Source organism: Enterobacter cloacae, assembly GCF_011078175.1.
In the GTDB taxonomy this organism is placed as follows: domain Bacteria; phylum Pseudomonadota; class Gammaproteobacteria; order Enterobacterales; family Enterobacteriaceae; genus Enterobacter; species Enterobacter cloacae_Q.
Window position 1 is genome coordinate 238480 of the sequence record NZ_JAALCJ010000002.1, and the last position, 20135, is coordinate 258614.

Here is a 20135-nt window from a genome sequence, read left to right on the forward strand (position 1 = left end):
AATGATGATGTTACGTCCCGCTATACTGTTGTTTATTCTGCTGTCTCTGATTACCGGCGGGCTTTACCCGCTGATGACTACCGCGCTGGGCCAGTGGTGGTTTAAGGACCAGGCCAACGGCTCGCTGATTATCCGGAACGGTGAAAACCGCGGCTCGCGCCTGATTGGGCAGAACTTCACGGACGCAGGCTACTTCCAGGGACGCCCTTCCGCCACTGCGGAAAGCCCGTATAATCCAATGGCCTCCGGCGGCAGCAATCTGGCAGGCAGCAATCCCGCGCTGGATAAAGCCATCGCTGAACGCGTTACCGCCCTGCGCGCCGCGAATCCACAGGCCAGCCGTGAGGTGCCGGTTGAGCTGGTCACCGCTTCCGCGAGCGGGCTGGATTACAGCCTGACGCCGGATGCGGTGGCGTGGCAGATCCCACGCGTGGCCGCCGCCCGTCAGCTGACCGTCGATCAGGTGAACCAGCTGGTCGCAGAACATACGCAAAAGCCGCTGGCCAGCTTTATCGGCATGCCGATAGTGAACATTGTTGAGCTGAATCTGGCGCTGGACGCGCTAAGGAAGAACTAAATGACCGACGAGCCCATGCGCCCGGATCCGGACAGGCTGCTTGAACAGACGGCGGAAGCCCACCGTGGCAAGCTGAAAATTTTCTTCGGCGCCTGCGCGGGCGTCGGGAAAACCTTCGCCATGCTGACGGAAGCCCAGCGGCTGCGGGCGCAGGGGCTTGATATTCTCATCGGCGTGGTGGAAACCCACGGTCGCAAAGAGACGGCGGTGCTGCTGACGGGGCTGGCGACGCAGCCGCCCCAGCGTATCAGCCATCGCGGGCGGCTGGTCACGGAGTTTGATCTTGATGCCGCCCTTGCCCGCCGCCCTGCCCTGATCCTGATGGACGAACTGGCGCACAGCAATGCGCCAGGCTCCCGCCATCCGAAGCGCTGGCAGGATGTTGAGGAGCTGCTTGAGGCAGGCATTGACGTCTTCACCACGGTGAACGTTCAGCATCTGGAAAGCCTGAACGACGTGGTGAGCGGCGTAACCGGTATCCAGGTGCGGGAAACCGTCCCCGATCCGTTTTTTGATTCTGCCGATGAAGTGGTACTGGTTGACCTGCCGCCGGACGATCTGCGCCAGCGCCTGCACGAAGGCAAAGTGTATATTGCCGGCCAGGCCGAACGCGCCATCGAACATTTTTTCCGCAAAGGCAACCTGATTGCCCTGCGCGAGCTGGCCCTGCGCCGCACCGCCGATCGCGTTGATGACCAGATGCGAGCCTGGCGGGACCTTCAGGGGCAAGAGCGCGTCTGGCACACGCGGGACGCCATTCTGTTATGCATTGGCCACGGCAGCGGCAACGAAAAGCTGGTCCGCACCGCCGCCCGGCTTGCGGCGAAGTTTGGCAGCGTCTGGCACGCGGTCTACGTCGAAACGCCGCAGCTGCACGCCCTGCCGGAGAATCAGCGCCGCGCCATACTAAGCGCGCTGCGGCTGGCGCAGGAGCTGGGTGCCGAAACAGCAACCCTTTCCGATCCGCAGGAAGATAAAGCCATTCTGCGCTACGCGCGCGAGCACAACCTGGGCAAGATTGTGATTGGACGTCGCCAGCATCGCCGCTGGTTTAGCCGCGAATCTTTTGCCGACAGGCTGGCCCGCCGCGCGCCGGATCTTGATTTAGTCATCGTCGCGCTGGATGACAGGCCCGCCCCTCTGCCCAACCGTACGCCGGACGCTCGCACCTTTGGCGATAAATGGCGGATTCAGATCCGCGGCTGCCTGGTGGCCGTTGTCCTTTGCGCCCTGATTACGGTGATTGCCAGTCAGTGGCTAATCGCTTTCGACGCCGCCAATCTGGTCATGATTTATCTGCTGGGCGTCGTTGTGGTCGCGCTCTTTTACGGCCGCTGGCCGTCGGTGCTGGCAACGGTGATCAACGTCATCAGCTTCGACCTTTTTTTTATCGCTCCGCGCGGAACGCTTGCTGTCTCGGACGTACAGTACATTCTGACCTTTGCCGTGATGCTTACCGTCGGGCTGGTGATCGGGAATCTGACGGCAGGCGTGCGCTACCAGGCACGCATTGCCCGCTATCGCGAGCAGCGCACGCGCCATCTGTATGAAATGTCAAAATCGCTGGCGGTCGGCCGCACGCAGCGGGATATCGTGCAAACCAGCGAGCAGTTTATCCGCTCGACCTTTCAGGCCAGTAATCTGATTTTGCTCCCCGACGAGCAGGGGCGCCTTCGCCCGCTGACCTCCCCTTCGGGGATGACGCCCTGGGATGAAGCGATTGCCCGCTGGAGTTTCGATAAGGGTTTACCTGCCGGCGCCGGCACCGACACTCTGCCCGGCGTGCCTTACCAGATCCTGCCGCTGCGCAGCGCAGATAAAAATCACGGGCTGGTCATCGTCGAGCCGTCTAATCTGCGTCAGCTGATGATCCCAGAGCAGCAGCGCCTGCTGGAAACCTTCACCCTGCTGGTCGCCAGCGCCCTTGAACGGCTGGCGCTCACCGCCAGCGAAGAGCAGGCGCGGCTGGCAAGCGAGCGCGAAAGCATCCGAAACTCGCTGCTGGCAGCGCTGTCTCACGATCTGCGCACCCCGCTTACCGTGCTGTTTGGTCAGTCCGAAATTCTGACGCTGGATCTGGCGGCGGAAGGATCAAAACATGCGATGCAGGCCAGCGAAATTCGCCAGCACGTGCTGAATACCACGCGCCTGGTGAATAACCTGCTGGACATGGCGCGCATTCAGTCCGGCGGGTTTAACCTCAAAAAAGAGTGGCTCACCCTGGAGGAGGTTGTCGGTAGCGCGCTGAAGATGCTGGAGCCGGGTCTCGGCGGGCGCCATATTGAGCTGGACATGCCGGAACCCCTGACGCTCATTCACGTTGATGGCCCGCTGTTTGAGCGCGTGCTGATTAATCTGCTGGAAAATGCCGCTAAATACGCCGGGGCAAAGGCCCGGCTGGGAATTACTGCCAGGGTGGATAATCGTTCGCTGCGGCTCGACGTATGGGATACCGGGCCGGGTATTCCGGCGGGCCAGGAGCGCGCCATTTTCGAAAAATTTGCGCGCGGTAATAAGGAGTCCGCCATTCCGGGCGTTGGGCTGGGGCTGGCGATCTGCCAGGCGATTGTCGACGTGCATGGCGGCACCCTTTCCGCAGAGAACCGCCCGGAAGGTGGGGCACGCTTTTGTGTTACACTTCCTCTTGAAAGCCCACCAGAACTTGATGAATTACCAGAGGATTTGTGATTAACGTTCTGATTGTTGAAGATGAGATCGCTATCAGCCGATTTCTGCGTACCGCGCTGGAAGGCGACGGTTTGCGCGTTCATGAAGCCGGAACGCTTCAACGAGGGTTGATTGAAGCCGCGACCCGCAAGCCAGATCTGGTGATCCTGGATCTGGGACTTCCGGATGGCGACGGCATCGATTTTATTCGAGAGGTGCGTCAGTGGAGCCAGATGCCTGTTCTGGTGCTCTCTGCCCGCACCGAAGAGACGGATAAAATCGCCGCGCTGGATGCCGGAGCAGATGATTATCTGATCAAACCGTTTGGCATTGGCGAGCTACAGGCCCGGCTTCGCGTGGCGCTGCGTCGACACAGTGCCACCACCCCTTCTGATCCGGTGTACGCCTTTGGCGATATCCGCGTCGATCTTGCTGCCCGCCGCATCGTGCGAGGTGAAGAAGAGATCCACCTTACGCCTATTGAGTTTCGTCTGCTGGCCGTGCTGCTCAATAACCATGGCAAAGTGTTAACGCAGCGACAGCTGTTAAGCCAGGTCTGGGGGCCGAATGCTGTCGAGCATAGTCACTATTTACGCATTTATATGGGACACCTTCGCCAGAAACTTGAAGCCGATCCCGCGCGTCCTCGTCATTTATTAACAGAAACCGGTATCGGATATCGGTTTATGATTTGAATAAGTATTCACCTTCATTTTAAATAAAGAACACACCAGCCTCACTATAGCCATGAAATAACGATGAGATTATTTTCATGGCTATATTTACCCTCTCCCGAACACAATTAAAACATCAATTTAACACCAAGCCAACAAAACAGCATTATGATCTGCATTATTCACTCAAAACGACTAATTATTTCTGAAATGATCGGTTATTGGTGATCTGTTTCACAGTTAATCCCTTTTTCATGGATAAAATGACCGTGCTTTCAATTACTGAAAGGAAACTGAACATGGAAAACAACAATCGTTTAATGCCCCATATAAGGCGGACAACACATATCATGATGTTTGCCCACCGAAACTGTTTTGACTTTCATCTCTTTAACGCCCGGTAGTCCTTCGACTTCTGGCGCACCTGTTTACAGGTTATCCTGAAAAACGCTATTTTACAGGCTGTTGCCTGTGAACACCTGCGCTCATTCCTTATGATTCAGATTCTCCGCAACCGGGCGGACTGAATTCTACTCAGCAAAAAAGCAATTAACTGATTTCGCATCAGCGGACACGCTTTGCTTTTTTTTCCGGAAATAATCGATTTCTTTACCGCAAGAAGTCGAGGGCCCCATATTGCCTGAAATAAAGAGATAAAGATGAAAACGTTAAAAATTGCCGTCAGCCGTGCCTGTCCTGAATGTTTTACCACTTCGCGCGACATTGTGGATATCACCGCATCGGATTATATTGATGTGGCAGCCGTGGTTCTGGCCGTCAGCGATATTTTCAATGGCGCCATAGAAGAAATAGAAGCCACGGGATTCGGTATTCCGGTGTTTATTGCCACGCATAAAGAAGAAAGAGTTCCGGCTGAATTTCTGTCGCGTATTCACGGCATTTTTGAGTACTCCGACACCAGCAACGCGTACTACGGACGCCAGCTTGAAGCGGCTGCGCAGAAGTACGAAACCCGGCTCCGTCCGCCGTTCTTCCGCGCGCTGGTCGATTACGTCCAGCAGGGGAACAGCGCGTTTGACTGCCCCGGACATCAGGGAGGCCAGTTCTTCCGCCGCCATCCGGCCGGAAACCAGTTTGTCGATTTCTTTGGCGAAACGCTTTTCCGCGCCGATCTGTGCAATGCCGACGTGGCAATGGGCGATCTGCTGATCCACGAAGGCGCGCCATGCATCGCCCAACAGCATGCGGCAAAAGTCTTTAATGCGGATAAAACCTACTTCGTGCTGAACGGCACCTCCTCCTCCAACAAGGTGGTGCTCAATGCCCTGCTTACGCCAGGCGATCTGGTGCTGTTCGATCGCAATAACCATAAATCTAATCACCACGGGGCGCTGTTACAGGCGGGCGCGACGCCGGTATATCTGGAAACGGCGCGCAACCCGTACGGGTTTATCGGCGGTATTGATGCACACTGTTTCGACGAGAGCTATCTGCGGGAGCTGGTGTCAGAGGTCGCGCCTGGCCGCGCGCGGGATGAACGTCCGTTCCGTCTGGCGGTGATCCAGCTGGGCACCTACGACGGTACCATTTATAACGCCCGTCAGGTGGTGGATAAGATTGGTCACCTGTGCGATTACATTCTGTTTGATTCCGCATGGGTGGGTTACGAGCAGTTTATCCCGATGATGGCCGACTGCTCGCCGCTGCTGCTGGAGCTGAACGAAAACGACCCGGGCATTCTGGTTACCCAGTCGGTGCATAAGCAGCAGGCGGGCTTCTCGCAAACCTCGCAAATCCATAAGAAGGACAGCCATATAAAAGGCCAGCCGCGCTATGTCCCGCATAAGCGCCTCAACAACGCCTTTATGATGCACGCCTCCACCAGCCCGTTCTACCCGCTGTTTGCCGCCCTGGATATCAACGCCCGCATGCACGAGGGGCAAAGTGGGCGCAACATGTGGATGGACTGCGTGGTGACCGGTATCGAAGCGCGGAAACTGATCCTTCAGAACTGTCGGTTTATTCGCCCATTCGTGCCGGAGACGGTGGATGGTCGTCCGTGGGAAAGCTGGGATACGTCGGACATTGCCACCGATCTGCGCTTCTTCCATTTCGTGCCGGGCGAACGCTGGCACGCCTTTGAGGGATATGCCGAGCACCAGTATTTTATCGATCCCTGCAAACTGCTGCTGACCACGCCGGGCATCAATGCCGGTACAGGTGAGTATGAAGAGTTCGGCGTGCCCGCCACCATCCTCGCCAACTTCCTGCGTGAAAACGGCATCGTGCCGGAAAAATGTGACCTCAACTCCATTCTCTTCCTGCTCACCCCGGCGGAGGACATGGGCAAATTGCAGCAGCTCGTCGCCCAGCTGGTGCGCTTCGAAAAAATGCTCCAGAGCGATGTGCCGCTGAAAGAGGTTCTGCCCTCTCTTTATAAGCAACATCCGGAACGATATGCGGAGTATACCCTGCGTCAGATCTGCCAGGAGATGCACGATCTGTATGCCCGCCACAACGTGAAACAGCTGCAAAAAGAGATGTTCCGCAAATCTCACTTCCCGCGCGTCATGATGAACCCGCAGGAGGCGAACTATGCGTATCTGCGCGGTGAGGTCGAACTGGTGTCCCTGCGCGACGCGGAAGGCCGTATCGCCGCGGAAGGCGCGCTGCCTTACCCACCGGGGGTGTTGTGCGTGGTTCCGGGAGAAGTCTGGGGCGGTTCCGTGCTGCGCTATTTTGCCGCGCTGGAAGAGGGGATCAATCTGCTGCCGGGCTTTGCCCCTGAGTTGCAGGGGGTTTACGTCGAGGAGTGTGATGGTCGCAAAGAAGTGCGCTGCTATGTGATCAAACACCCTGCCGCTCAGCCATCGCTGATCAAAGGAGAAAACTTATGAGTAAGGCCAACAAGATGGGCGTGGTGCAACTCACTATTCTCACCATGGTGAATATGATGGGGTCCGGGATCATTATGCTGCCCACCAAACTCGCTGAAGTGGGTACGATTTCGATTATCTCCTGGCTTGTTACCGCGGTGGGTTCGATGGCGCTGGCGTGGGCGTTTGCCAAGTGCGGAATGTTCAGCCGCAAGTCAGGCGGGATGGGTGGCTATGCCGAATATGCGTTTGGTAAGTCCGGTAACTTTATGGCCAACTACACCTACGGCGTGTCACTGCTGATCGCCAACGTGGCGATTGCTATTTCCGCTGTCGGTTACGGCACAGAGCTGTTTGGCGCGACGCTGACCCCGGTGCAGATTGGGCTGGCGACCATCGGCGTGCTGTGGATCTGCACCGTCGCCAACTTTGGCGGCGCGCGCATCACCGGACAGCTCAGCAGCATCACCGTCTGGGGCGTCATCATCCCGGTGGTCGGCCTGTGCATTATCGGCTGGTTCTGGTTTAGCCCGACGCTGTACGCCAACTCCTGGAATCCTCACCACGTACCGTTCTTCACCGCCGTGGGATCGTCCATCGCCATGACGCTGTGGGCTTTCCTCGGTCTGGAGTCGGCCTGCGCGAATGCTGAAGTGGTGGAAAATCCGGAGAAGAACGTGCCGATCGCGGTACTCGGCGGGACGCTGGGAGCCGCGGTGATCTATATCGTCTCGACCAACGTGATTGCGGGGATTGTACCCAATATGGATCTGGCTAACTCCACGGCGCCGTTCGGGCTGGCGTTTGCGCAGATGTTTACGCCGGAGATGGGGAAAGTGATCATGGGACTGATGGTGATGTCCTGCTGCGGCTCGCTGCTGGGCTGGCAGTTCACCATCGCTCAGGTGTTTAAATCTTCCGCTGACGAAGGTTATTTCCCGAAAATCTTCTCCCGCGTCACCAAAGCGGATGCGCCGGTGCAGGGTATGCTGGCGATTGTAATTTTCCAGAGCGGTTTGTCGCTGATGACCATCAGCCCGTCACTGAACAGCCAGTTTAACGTGCTGGTCAACCTGGCGGTGGTGACGAACATCATTCCGTACATTCTGTCGATGGCGGCGCTGGTGATTATACAGAAGGTGGCGAAGGTGGATCCGCGCAAAGCCCGGGCGGCCAATATCGTGGCGCTGATTGGGGCGATTTACAGCTTCTATGCGCTCTACTCGTCCGGTCAGGAGGCGATGCTGTACGGGGCGATGGTGACATTCATGGGCTGGACGCTGTACGGTCTGGTCTCACCACGGTTTGAACTGAAGAATAAACACAGCTAAAAAAGACGCCCGGTGGCGCTGGCGTTTACCGGGCCTGCGAGGTCAATGCAAAACGGCAACCCTGAGGTTGCCGTTTTTTATGTTTTCTCCCTCTCCCACCGGGAGAGGGCCGGGGTGAGGGCATCAGCCCGCACCAGAACACGACTTACGCGTTTTTCAGCACTTCACTGACAATTTCTACCGCTTCTTTCTCAATCTGCTGACGATGCTCAGCGCCGAGGAAGCTTTCGCAATAGATTTTGTACGCATCTTCCGTACCGGATGGACGCGCGGCGAACCAGCCGTTTTCGGTCATCACTTTCAGGCCGCCGATCGATGCGCCGTTACCCGGTGCCGCCGTCAGACGCGCGGTGATCGGGTCACCTGCCAGGGTGCTGGCGCTGACCATCTCCGGAGAGAGTTTTGACAGCGCTGCTTTTTGCGCAGACGTGGCGCCAGCCTGGATACGGTTATAGCTTGGCGCACCAAAACGTTCCGCCAGCTCGTTGTAATGTTCCTGCGGGTTCTTACCGGTGACTGCGGTGATTTCCGCCGCCAGCAGGCACATGATGATGCCGTCTTTATCGGTTGACCATGGTGTGCCGTCGAAGCGCAGGAAGGATGCCCCCGCGCTCTCTTCACCGCCAAAGCCGAAGCTGCCGTCGTGCAGACCATCAACAAACCACTTGAAGCCCACCGGCACTTCCACCAGCTTGCGACCCAGCGCGTCGACCACACGGTCAATCATAGCGGAAGAGACCAGCGTTTTACCCACCGCGACCTCTTTGCCCCACTGCGGACGGTGCTGGAAAAGATAGTTGATTGCAACAGCCAGGTAGTGGTTCGGGTTCATCAGCCCTGCCGGGGTAACGATACCGTGGCGGTCGTAGTCCGGATCGTTGGCAAACGCCAGATCGAACTTGTCGCGCAGCGCCAGCAGGCCTGCCATTGCGCATTCGGAGGAGCAGTCCATACGGATCGCGCCGTCTTTGTCCAGGTGCATAAAGCGGAAGGTCTGATCGACGTGATCGTTCACGATGGTCAGATCCAGCCTGTAATGCTCGGCAATGCGTTTCCAGTATTCAATACCGGAGCCGCCCAGCGGATCCACGCCCAGTTTCAGACCTGCTTTCTGGATAGCGGCCATATCGACGATATCCGCCAGCCCTTCCACGAACGGCTGCACCAGATCCTGCTCTTTCACGTGGCCGGAGGCCATGGCTTCATCCAGCGAGATACGCTTCACGCCGTTCAGACCGTTAGCCAGTAATGCGTTGGCGCGATCTTCTACCACTTTCGTGACGTTGGTATCCGCCGGGCCACCGTTAGGCGGGTTGTATTTGATGCCGCCATCTTCCGGGGGGTTGTGGGACGGGGTGATCACAATACCGTCAGCCTGCGCGCCACCTTTTTTGTTGTGTACCAGAATAGCGTTAGAAACCGCAGGCGTTGGCGTGAAACCGTTGTTCTCCTGAACAATCACGTCTACGCCGTTCGCCGCCAGCACTTCCAGCACGGAGATAAAAGCAGGCTCAGACAGGGCATGGGTATCTTTCCCAACATAGCACGGACCGGTAACGCCATTTTTGGCGCGCTCTTCCGCGATCGCCTGAGCAATGGCCAGAATGTGCGGTTCGTTAAAGCTGTGGCGCGCCGCGCTGCCGCGGTGGCCAGATGTACCAAACTTCACTGCGTGTTCTGCGTTGCCTACCACCGGTTTCAGCACGTAGTACTGCGCGGTCAGTTGAGCGACGTTAATCAAATCGCGTTGTTGTGCAGGTTGGCCTGCACGGCTGTGATTTGCCATTGCCTGGTCCTTCTGATGCAAGGGTTAAATAGTACCGCAAACCTTTTCGATCAATTCCGCCGGGAACTGCATGGACTGCATGATATGTTCGATCATGCTGCACTTGCGGCCCGTATTGGTATTCGTGATCACCCAGTATGGTGTACCGGGAACGTGTTTGGGTTTGGTTTGGTTGCCATTTTGCAGCAAGGTCTGCTCGTCGCCCGCGAAGTAAACGCGCGTACGACCGTGCAGCGACTCTGTCGCTTCTGCAAATGCGTTGTTATCCAGTGAGTAAAGTGTAGACAGCACCAGCATAAAGCGGTTAACCGCCTTTTTCTGCTCTGCATATTCATCGGAAAGCAGCAGCTCGCGCATCGCGCGCACTTTGTCTTTTGCCGGCATGACGGCAGGTTTTGCTTGTGCAACAACGCTCGGCTGAGACACGACATCTTTGGTGACAGGAGTGGGCTGTGAAGCGGCGGAAATTTTAAGCATGCGCCGTAAAATGTCGGACGCGCTCTCCCCAATATGCCGCGTCTGGCTGGCAATATACTGATAGAGTTCGTCATCAACTTCGATTGTTTTCATCTTAATCCAGTGCGATATCTTATCTGAATACAAGTCGTTGAGATTATAAGGTCAAATCTCAACAGCGGATAGCGTCAAACCAGGTTGGCGGCAAAAGTCAGATTAAACTGGATCCTTGCCCCCGGGCGGCAGAATGGTCAACATGATACCCTAACCTGACAAACCTAAAAAAAGAACTTTGCCATGAAACTGAATACCCGAGCGCAAACTGCACAATCGCCGAACAATAATTCTCCCATCGTACTGGTTCACGGCCTGTTTGGTAGTCTTGATAATCTGGGCGTGCTGGCGCGCGATTTAGTGGCCGATCATGAAATCCTCCAGGTTGATATGCGAAATCATGGTCTATCAGGGCGATCCGAGGAGATGACCTACGCAGCCATGGCGCAGGATCTGCGGGACACCCTGGATGCGAATAATATCCAGAAAGCGACGTTGATTGGGCATTCAATGGGCGGCAAAGCGGTGATGGCGCTCACTGCGCTGGCGCCTGAGCGGATCTCCGGGCTGGTGGTCATTGACGTAGCGCCCGTCAACTACGACGTTCGCCGTCACGATGAGATTTTCGCTGCGATCGACGCCGTGACGGAGTCTGGCGTCTCCACACGTCAGCAGGCGGCTGCCGTTATGCGCGAGCATCTTGATGAGGAAGGCGTGGTGCAGTTCCTGCTGAAATCGTTTGTTGACGGGCAATGGCGCTTTAACGTTCCGGTGCTGTGGGATCAGTATTCGCATATTGTGGGTTGGGAAACCGTGCCTGCCTGGCCACACCCTACCCTCTTTATTCGCGGCGGCAACTCCCCTTACGTTACTGACGCGTACCGTGACACGCTGCTGGCGCAATTCCCGCAGGCTCGCGCTCACGTCATTGCTGGTGCCGGGCACTGGGTACATGCGGAAAAACCAGATGCCGTCCTGCGCGCCATTCGCCGCTATCTTACTGACACAGCGAATTGATTAAAAAGCCAGCGACCAGAAGCCGGCGGGCTTCCAGTCGTTGGCGTGTGGATTTGGGTAATGTATGATGGCGCGCTTATCGCCCGGGCATTAGCAGGGCGGCGTGTTTCCCCCGAAGTCTCATAATCATGGCCAAAGAACAAACGGACCGTACGACACTAGATCTGTTCGCGAATGAGCGTCGACCGGGACGACCGAAAACGAATCCGCTTTCACGCGATGAACAGCTGCGTATTAATAAACGCAACCAGCTTAAACGCGATAAAAATCGTGGACTTAAGCGTGTCGAACTGAAGCTGAATGCCGATGCCGTCGATGCGCTTAACGAGTTAGCTGACGCACGCAACATCAGCCGCAGCGAACTGATCGAAGAGATGTTGATCGCCCAGCTTGAGACGTTACGCGGCAAGGCGTGAGTCAGAAAATCCCCAATATTACCTTTTTCATGTAGCACAGAGTGCAGTCCTGCGTGATAGCTGTTTCCGCAGGGTTGCCTGTTCTGCTATTATTGCCCTTATCCGTGGACAATTTGCGCCACCATACCATTAAGTTTCAAGAGGTTATTTTACTCATGGCAATCATCGGCATTTTCTTTGGCAGTGATACCGGCAATACTGAAAATATCGCAAAAAACATTCAAAAACAGCTCGGTAAAGACGTTGCTGATGTGCACGACATCGCCAAGAGCAGTAAAGAAGATCTCGAGGGCTATGACATCCTGCTGCTGGGCATTCCGACCTGGTACTACGGTGAAGCACAGTGTGACTGGGACGATTTCTTCCCGACGCTGGAGGAAGTAGACTTCAACGGTAAGCTGGTTGCCCTGTTTGGCTGTGGCGATCAGGAAGACTACGCTGAGTATTTCTGTGATGCGCTGGGCACTATTCGCGACATCATTGAGCCACGCGGTGCGGCGATCGTCGGTCACTGGCCAACGGCGGGTTACCACTTCGAAGCTTCCAAAGGTTTGGCAGATGACGATCACTTCGTTGGCCTGGCCATTGATGAAGACCGTCAGCCAGAGCTGACCGCTGAGCGTGTTGAAAAATGGGTTAAGCAGATTCGTGAAGAGCTGAACCTGGACGATATCCTTAACGCCTGATATCCCTGCGGCGCAACTCCGGTTGCGCCCGTTTCCAGGTAAAACCGATTAAATTAATTGCTACAAACTTTTAACTTTTTCGTCCAGACCTGTACAATATCCCCCTGGTAAAAAGTGGATGCCATCGAACAAGTTTGTTGGTGATACCCCATTTTTATAAGCATACTTTGCTTGAGACTTGCAGTTTTCATTTAGCCATGGCAGTTCTATAATGAGACGCATTATCCCAAGTGCATTTTCTGTCACTTCTTCTTTTGAAGTGAATCGTTTAGCAACAGGACAGATTCCGCATGACTGACAACAATACCGCATTAAAGAAAGCTGGCCTGAAAGTAACGCTTCCTCGGTTAAAAATCCTTGAAGTGCTTCAGGGGCCAGACAATCACCATGTCAGTGCGGAAGACCTTTATAAGCGTCTTATCGATATGGGTGAAGAGATTGGGCTGGCAACCGTCTATCGTGTGCTGAACCAGTTTGATGACGCGGGCATTGTTACTCGTCATAATTTCGAAGGCGGTAAATCCGTATTCGAACTGACTCAGCAGCACCACCACGATCACCTGATTTGCCTCGACTGTGGCAAGGTCATTGAATTCAGCGATGATTCCATTGAATCACGCCAGCGTGAAATCGCCGCCCGTCATGGCATCCGCCTGACTAACCACAGCCTGTACCTGTACGGTCACTGTGCTGAAGGGGATTGTCGTGAAAATGAACATGCTCACGACGCAAAATAAGCGAGTGTTCATACTCTGAGCCAGCCGTAAGGTTGGCTTTTTTTTGCCTGAAAAAAGCCCGGTAAACGCAACGCTTACCGGGCGTAAAGCAACTTATTTATTGTTATTGCGAATCTCGTCCCAGATCTTATCGCAACGCTTCGTCACTTCCTGATCGTTACCGGTTTTCCGCGCCTGGATACAGGCCTGGTAATCCATCACGCGAACGCTTTCCTGCGTTGCAAACTGCTCATGGACTTTCTCTTTTTTCAGCACATTCAGTACGCTCTGGCAGGCTTCAATCTTCTCTGGCGATCCTTGTGCTGTATTGATGCAGACGCTATACGCCTCCTTCAGACGGGAATCTTCTTTCTGCGCTTGATCCTGCGCACACGCCACCAGCCCCGACGCCAGCAGCGCAACGATTACCATTTTTTTCATCATGTGAAGTCTCCATGCTGGCGGGACTTAGCCGCCAGCGTGTTCATCAGAAGATAGTGAATGGCGCAATGACCATGAACTTCACGTCACGCTCATCCTGGAAGATGTTGCCGTAACCGCCCGCGTAGCTCGGGATATCGGAATGGTTGTCATATTGGGTGAAGTGCAGTTTGAACATCGTGCCTTTCGCACGGCCTTCCTGAAGGGTGTAAATCGCATCCAGGCTGTATGAAGACTCTTTCAGACGGTAGTTCGGATCGTAGTAGGCATCTGGCGTAGCCATATCCGCGGGCTTCGCATCCCAGGCGTACGCGTAGGATGCCCCCACTGCCCAGCCCGGCAGGTTCCAGTTCTTCAGGTCATACATTGCGCCGAAGAAGACGGCCTTTTCGCCGTCGGCGTTGAAGTCAGAGCGGTTATCCCACCAGATATCCAGACGACCGTTAGATGACGCGTAGGTTGGCGTCATACGTTGCAGGAAGTAGCCCTGCTGCCCTTCTGCCTTGACCCATGTTCCCTCCAGACGCAAATCAACCTGACCGACTTTGTAGCCGAAGGTCAGCGCCTGTAACCACGCGGTGCCGTCATAGATATCATTTACGCTGCCATCGCTGACCTTATCGCGCGTACCGTAGAACTGATAGCTGGTGCTCAGCGGGCTACCCGCGATATCAAATTTGTAACTGGCTTTAGCAAAGTACTGATCGATATAACCTTCAGCCTGACCAAAAGCCGCTTCCAGCACCAGATCGTTTTTAAAATCGTACTTCGCCCCCAGCGAGTGGAGATAATCAACTTTGGTTTTTTTATCGTTTTGATAGAACTTGTCCATCTCAATGTGCCACGGCGCTTTGTACTCGTTGGTCCACATATAGGAGAAGCTCAACGCCCCCGCATCGCCGTAGTCAAAATTAGCACCGGCTTCCGCACCCTGATAAGTGCCTGGCATAAAGCTCCAGTGCGGCGCTAACAGCGTCTGGCCGGTTGGCTGGATATAACCACCTCGCGCCCAGACCGGACCATATTTGAATTTTGCAGCCGCTTTATACAGGCTGATACCGCTTTTATCACCGGACCAGTCTTCGTCGTAGGCTTTATTGCTGGAGGAGAACGCAATTTCGTTCGGGTGGCCGCTGTCGCCATTTTCGGCCATTTCAATTGCGGTGAACGCTGCAATATCGATCCCGAACATATCGGCAGCATATCCCGACTGGAAATCCAGGTTGGCGTTCCACGTGGAGTGAGAAAGGTTGGTTTTGTATTTATCTTCCGTAACGTCTTTACGGTCACGCTCACGCTGCCAGTAATAAATACCGCCCGTGAGGGTTGAATCTTCAATGAAACCTGCTGCTTTTGCCTCTGGCGCAACCACCAGGCCCGACATTGCTGTTACGCCGGCGATAGCCAGCGCCAGCGCACTACGTTTGCCACTGAACGTACGCATATGTTTATCCTCTTTGACGTATAAATTGCTGTTACCAAAGGTAAACAGCGAAAAAAAATAAAATGAAAAAGTAGCGTTGAGAAAACCTCGTTGACTACAATGATTAGACTATTTTTCGCGACGCGAATTATCAATCTCTTTCTGTAACGGGAATGTAAGAACATGAGCAACCGCACATATTTCATCGTTTTCTGTTACATTTCATTCATAGATCCAAAAATGCGGGCGTTTGACAAAAAAACCTTTAATTCCATAAATATGGAATCGATTTCATCCCTTAAATATTTGAGATGTTTATTTTTTAATTGAAATCATTTAGGAAAATAATAAATTTTGAATTGTTATTAATTCGCTGCGCAAAGCGGGTTCTCCCTTCCTTTGCAAGTTCCCTTTATGGATTGTGAGCTTGCTCGCTGTTTTAAAATTAACCGTCTGTTTTTACTGGCTCCCTTCTTGACGCTGACGAAAAGCCACATTAATTATGTGGTCAGGTTATACGTATAAGTTGGCGCACATATGTCAAAAAGAATTACGCAACGCGATGTCGCTACACTGGCGGGAGTCTCTCAGGCCGTGGTCTCGGTGGTGTTAGGTATGGGAAAACACGCCTATTCCCAGGACACAGTCGCCAGGGTAGAAAATGCGGCGAAACAACTGGGCTATGTACCAAACCGCTTCGCCCAGGCATTGAAAACCAATAAAACCCTGTCCGTGGCCTGTATTGTTCCGGACATTGCCAACCCGTTTTACGCTTCGATGATACGCGGGGTGCAATCGGTGATGGACGCCCATCGTTACGATGTCATCGTTGCCAGTACCGATGCCGTGCGGGAAAGGGAACTGCATTTTCTGCACTGGTCGGCTCAGGGGCGCGTCGATGCCGTAGTCGGCACTTTTTTTCATGCCGGTGTTAATGATTTTAAACCCTATCTGCTGGCCGGTTTTCCCATCGTCCGGATTGAAGCAGAGTACAAAACCGCCGGGCATTTGCCGTTACACAATATTTATATCGATAACACCGCTGCCGCCCGCCGCGCTGTCGAATATCTGCTGGCTCAGGGGCACAAACACATCTGCATGATCGCGGGCGCTGGTGGCCCGGCTGGTGCCCGCGTGAAAGGCTATCAGCAGGCGATGGTGCAGGCTGGCCTTACGCCACAAATTCTTATGCAACCAGATTTCTCAGAACCAACCAGCTATCAGTGCGCGCTATCGCTTTTCCGTCATGGTCCTCGCCCGGACGCTATCTTTGCCGCCAACGATGTCATGGCTATCGGCGTGATGCGGGCGGCAAGAGAGACGGGAATAACCATTCCCGGGCAGCTTGCCGTGGTCGGTTTTGATGATATCCCCTCGGCCGGACTGGTCACTCCTTCCCTGACCACTGTCGCCCACTTTCCGGAACGCATCGGACAAAAAGCCGGTGAAATCCTGATGAATCACCTGTCCGGGGAACAGGCTGCGCCGGGAAGCACAACCGAAATGCCTTACCGTCTGGCAAAAAGGGACTCCGCCTGAATGGCGATTAATCACAGAGAAAAGGATGAAAGAAATGGAATTACCTTCAGATTATTACCAGCGCGTTTACGCTGGGGTATTAGGAAAGTTGATCGGCGTGTATCTGGGTCGCCCTTTTGAAGGCTGGACCTGGCAAAAAATCATGCAGGAACTCGGGCCAATACGGTATTACGTTAATGAAAAATTCAATCGCCCTCTGGTGATCACCGATGACGACGTAGCCGGAACATTCACATTTATTCGCGCGCTTGAGGATTACGCGTTAACGCCAGACCTGACAGCCGAACAGATGGGGCACTGTTGGCTGAATTACATCATTGATAAGCGCACTATCCTTTGGTGGGGGGGTAATGGTAATTCAACAGAACATACGGCGTGGCTGAATCTTAAAAAGGGTATCCCTGCCCCGCTGAGTGGCGCCATCGCCACTAACGGAAAGACCATCGCAGAGCAAATCGGCGCGCAAATTTTCATTGATAGCTGGGCGCTCGTGGCTCCCGGCCAACCGCAACTGGCGGCGTCTCTGGCAAAAACAGCCGCCAGCGTGAGTCACGATGGGGAATCCGTTTATGCCGCCATGCTTTGGGCGGCAATGGAGTCACAGGCTTTTATCTGCCAGGACATCGAAAAACTGATTGCCACAGGCTTATCCGTTATCCCCCCAGATTCGCAAATTGCCATTCTGGTCGCCGATATCTGCCGCTGGCGCCAGGAGGATAATGACTGGCAGACGACGCGCCAGAAAATCGAAGACCACTACGGCTACCATAAATATCCCAGCAACTGCCATGTGATCCCCAACCACGCGTTGATGATTATGGCGATGCTCTACGCGCCGGACGATTTCCAGCAGTCCCAGTGCATCGTTAATACCTCCGGATGGGATACCGACTGCAATGCGGGCAACGTTGGCTGCCTGTCTGGAATTATGCTCGGTTTACAGGGTATTGACGCCGGCCCGGACTGGCGCGGCCCGCTGGCGGACAGAATGCTAATCTCTTCCGCGGACGGCGGTTTTTCCATCAACAACGCAGTACGCATTACGGATTATCTGGTGGATTTAGGCCATCAGATTGCCGGGCTACCGCGCCCTGAACCGAAGAAAGGTGGGGCTCAATACCATTTCTCCCTGCCGGGAAGCGTACAGGGTTTTCGCTGGCTGAAAGAAGAGAATACCGCTCCGGTTGAGGTGAAAAACGAAGCCTGGCAGGGGCAGCAGATGCTGAGCATTCATTATCATCACCTCGCGCAGGGTCTTCAGGCCAGTGTGACCACGCAAACTTTTACCCCGCCGGAAATCGTGGAAATGCGCAGTTACGATCTCATGGCTACGCCACTGATCTACCCTGGACAACGCTTGCACGCTACGCTTATTGCCCCACCGGACAATATCTCGTCGCTTAACGTGCGGCTGTGCTATCGGGTCTATGACGATAAAAATTGTCTAATCCCTTGCTACGGTGACATGCACCACGTTTCCCCAGGCGAAGAGATAACGCTCTCGCTGGATATCCCTGACTGTAAAGGCCAACCAATAGGTGAAATTGGCGTGACATTGAGTACCGACGCTCGGGTTGCCCATGGTCGACTCCTTGTCGATAGCATGCGCTGGGATGGCGTCCCGAAACTGACCCTGCGCAAACCCGAAGGAGAGAACGACTTCTGGTGGCGCTCATGGGTCAACGGGGTGGATCTCTTTTCCCGTCATTATCCAGCCAGCTTTCGGATCTCAAAAGAATACGATGAGGGTTTAATCATTCACGGAACTCGCCAGTGGAATAACTATCGGGTGCAAAGTGACATCACGCTGCATTTGGGTGACTACGGTGGTCTGGCCTTCCGGGTACAGGGGATGAGACGTTACTACGCGGCGCGCGTCACTCGCGACGGAAAGGTACAGATAATACGCGTACGCGACGCGGTGACCCGCATTCTGGCAGAAACCGTCCTGTCTGACGTTTATGAGCGGCCCCTCGTTTTCGATATCGCTGTTATGGGAAACACCCTTACCGCCACCGTCGATGGAAAAACCCTTTCCGTGGAAGATACCGAACGTGAAGCGTTTGCCGATGGTGGAATCGGATTACTGATATGCGCCGGTGCGCTGTCAACCGACGCTATCCATATCAGCGCCAATGAAACGGTATCACAACAAGGGATGAAAAAATGAAAACAGCAAACAGTCTACGGGTTCTGGCCCTGGTCGTTGCGGCATTACTCTCAGGATGTAAAGAGGATAAACCGCAGCAGGTCACCATTGAATTTATGCACTCCTCCGTAGAGCAAGAGCGCCAGGCCATTATTCGCGGCCTGATCGACCGCTTTCAGAAAGAAAACCCTACTGTTACCGTGAAGCAGGTGCCGGTGGAAGAGGACGCTTTTAATACCAAAATGATTACGCTTGCCCGTTCAGGCGCGTTGCCGGAAGTGATCGAAGTTAGCCATGACTACGCCCGGGTAATGGACAAAGAGCAGCTAATCGATCACAAGGCGGTAAAAGCCCTGATTGAGAAACAAGGGGAAGCATCTTTCTATGACGGCGTGTTGCGTATTGTCCGTACCGAAGACGGGAATGCATACACTGGCGTACCCATCAGCGCCTGGTTACAGGGGATCTGGTACCGAAAATCCGTACTGGCTAAGGCAGGGATTAGTGAGCCCAAAAACTGGGCCCAATTGCTGGATGCGGCGCGCAAGCTGACCAAAATCGGTGATAAAAAATACGGTATCGCTCTGCCGACGGCAGAGAGTGTGATGACCGAGCAAACTTTTTCCCAGTTTGCGCTTTCAAATAATGCAAACGTATTTAATGCTGACGGCAAGGTCACCGTCAACTCACCGGAAATGCTCGCGTCGCTGTATTATTACCGCGATCTTTCCCGATACACGATGCCCGGCTCTAATAATGTTATGGAGATCAAAGACGCCTTTATGAACGAGACTGCACCGATGGCGGTCTATTCGACCTACATCCTGCCAGCTATCGCTCAGGAAGGTTCTTTGGCCGACCTCGGCTTTGTCGTTCCGACTGAAAAAACCTCTGCGGTGTATGGCGTAATCACTTCATTAACCATCACTAATGGGCAGAAAAAAGAAGAGACGGAAGCCGCTGAAAAATTCGTATCTTTTATGACGCAAGCGCAAAATACCGCAGAATGGGTATTAATGTCGCCAGGGGCGATGCTGCCTGTGACAAAAGCCGTTGCTGCACACACCGTTTACAAAGATAACCCGGCTATTAAAGCCTTTGGCGATCTGACGACTCAACTGATTGCTCAGTATCCGCATATGCAGGTCTTTGGTTCCGTCGGTGAGAAGAATTTCACAGGGATGGGGGATGTCACCGGCTCCGCTATTCTCAGTGAGATGGTCAATCAGGTGACAGTAGGAAAACAGGAGACGTCACCCGCGCTTGAACGCAGCCAGCAGCGAATAACTGAACTCTTGCAACGCCATTAACGCTCAAAAAAACGCCGCATTACGCGGCGTTTGTTTCTCATTGACCAGAGCAGCGT

Annotated in this window: 17 protein-coding genes; 13 read left to right on the top strand and 4 right to left on the bottom strand. The window is 54.3% G+C overall.

Annotated features, from left to right (window positions below; genetic code table 11):
- Nucleotide 1: 1 nt before the first annotated feature.
- The 6 genes from kdpC (at nt 2) to potE (ending at nt 8086) form a co-directional block, all read left to right on the top strand.
- On the top strand, nt 2-577 hold the full coding sequence (gene kdpC, locus G6Q29_RS05330; protein ID WP_165464817.1) for a potassium-transporting ATPase subunit KdpC: 576 nt from the start codon (nt 2-4) through the stop codon (nt 575-577).
- Nucleotides 578-3265, top strand: a complete 2688-nt coding sequence (kdpD, locus tag G6Q29_RS05335) for a two-component system sensor histidine kinase KdpD (protein WP_165464818.1) — start codon at nt 578-580, stop codon at nt 3263-3265.
- Nucleotides 3262-3939 carry a two-component system response regulator KdpE gene (gene kdpE / locus G6Q29_RS05340; protein ID WP_165464819.1) on the top strand — a complete coding sequence of 226 codons (678 nt, stop codon included), beginning with the start codon at nt 3262-3264 and terminating at the stop codon, nt 3937-3939. The genes kdpD and kdpE overlap by 4 nt, the downstream gene beginning before the upstream one ends.
- A 278-nt stretch (nt 3940-4217) precedes the next feature.
- The gene (gene speFL / locus G6Q29_RS05345; RefSeq protein ID WP_003858645.1) at nt 4218-4322 is read left to right on the top strand and encodes a leader peptide SpeFL; all 105 of its coding nucleotides are present in this window, start codon (nt 4218-4220) and stop codon (nt 4320-4322) included.
- A 255-nt stretch (nt 4323-4577) separates the two neighbouring features.
- Complete coding sequence (gene speF / locus G6Q29_RS05350; protein WP_165464820.1) at nt 4578-6776, top strand: ornithine decarboxylase SpeF; 2199 nt, start codon at nt 4578-4580, stop codon at nt 6774-6776.
- Complete coding sequence (gene potE / locus G6Q29_RS05355) at nt 6773-8086, top strand: putrescine-ornithine antiporter (protein ID WP_165464821.1); 1314 nt, start codon at nt 6773-6775, stop codon at nt 8084-8086. Before speF ends, potE begins: the two co-directional genes overlap by 4 nt.
- Nucleotides 8087-8231: 145 nt before the next feature.
- Here potE and pgm read toward each other — a convergent pair whose 3' ends face one another.
- Together pgm and seqA are read right to left on the bottom strand one after the other, a co-directional pair.
- Complete coding sequence (gene pgm / locus G6Q29_RS05360) at nt 8232-9872, bottom strand: phosphoglucomutase (alpha-D-glucose-1,6-bisphosphate-dependent) (RefSeq protein ID WP_165464822.1); 1641 nt, start codon at nt 9870-9872, stop codon at nt 8232-8234.
- A gap of 24 nt (nt 9873-9896) precedes the next feature.
- Nucleotides 9897-10442 carry a replication initiation negative regulator SeqA gene (gene seqA, locus G6Q29_RS05365; protein WP_063940051.1) on the bottom strand — a complete coding sequence of 182 codons (546 nt, stop codon included), beginning with the start codon at nt 10440-10442 and terminating at the stop codon, nt 9897-9899.
- A 183-nt stretch (nt 10443-10625) separates the two neighbouring features.
- Between seqA and ybfF the strand changes: the two genes are divergently transcribed.
- The 4 genes from ybfF to fur all read left to right on the top strand — a co-directional run bounded on the left by ybfF (nt 10626) and on the right by fur (nt 13238).
- Nucleotides 10626-11399, top strand: coding sequence for an esterase (ybfF, locus tag G6Q29_RS05370; protein ID WP_165464823.1), 774 nt, complete (start codon nt 10626-10628; stop codon nt 11397-11399).
- 128 nt (nt 11400-11527) lie between these two features.
- Nucleotides 11528-11815 (top strand): LexA regulated protein, encoded by a 288-nt coding sequence (ybfE, locus tag G6Q29_RS05375; RefSeq protein ID WP_003858652.1) that lies wholly within the window; start codon nt 11528-11530, stop codon nt 11813-11815.
- A 155-nt stretch (nt 11816-11970) separates the two neighbouring features.
- Nucleotides 11971-12501 (top strand): flavodoxin FldA, encoded by a 531-nt coding sequence (gene fldA / locus G6Q29_RS05380; RefSeq protein WP_014069353.1) that lies wholly within the window; start codon nt 11971-11973, stop codon nt 12499-12501.
- Nucleotides 12502-12791: 290 nt separating this feature from the next.
- The gene (fur, locus tag G6Q29_RS05390) at nt 12792-13238 is read left to right on the top strand and encodes a ferric iron uptake transcriptional regulator (RefSeq protein WP_003858655.1); all 447 of its coding nucleotides are present in this window, start codon (nt 12792-12794) and stop codon (nt 13236-13238) included.
- 93 nt (nt 13239-13331) lie between these two features.
- Here fur and chiQ read toward each other — a convergent pair whose 3' ends face one another.
- Entirely contained in the window at nt 13332-13658 is a 327-nt protein-coding gene (chiQ, locus tag G6Q29_RS05395; protein ID WP_165465078.1) for a ChiQ/YbfN family lipoprotein, read from the bottom strand.
- A gap of 46 nt (nt 13659-13704) precedes the next feature.
- Nucleotides 13705-15102 carry a chitoporin ChiP gene (gene chiP / locus G6Q29_RS05400; protein ID WP_017694280.1) on the bottom strand — a complete coding sequence of 466 codons (1398 nt, stop codon included), beginning with the start codon at nt 15100-15102 and terminating at the stop codon, nt 13705-13707.
- 516 nt (nt 15103-15618) lie between these two features.
- Between chiP and G6Q29_RS05405 the strand changes: the two genes are divergently transcribed.
- From G6Q29_RS05405 to G6Q29_RS05415, 3 genes are read left to right on the top strand one after another with little or no spacing between them, the layout of a single operon-like run.
- Entirely contained in the window at nt 15619-16620 is a 1002-nt protein-coding gene (locus tag G6Q29_RS05405; RefSeq protein WP_165464824.1) for a LacI family DNA-binding transcriptional regulator, read from the top strand.
- A gap of 34 nt (nt 16621-16654) precedes the next feature.
- Complete coding sequence (locus G6Q29_RS05410; protein ID WP_165464825.1) at nt 16655-18790, top strand: ADP-ribosylglycohydrolase family protein; 2136 nt, start codon at nt 16655-16657, stop codon at nt 18788-18790.
- Nucleotides 18787-20079, top strand: a complete 1293-nt coding sequence (locus G6Q29_RS05415; RefSeq protein ID WP_165464826.1) for an ABC transporter substrate-binding protein — start codon at nt 18787-18789, stop codon at nt 20077-20079. Before G6Q29_RS05410 ends, G6Q29_RS05415 begins: the two co-directional genes overlap by 4 nt.
- The last annotated feature ends 56 nt before the right edge of the window (nt 20080-20135 follow it).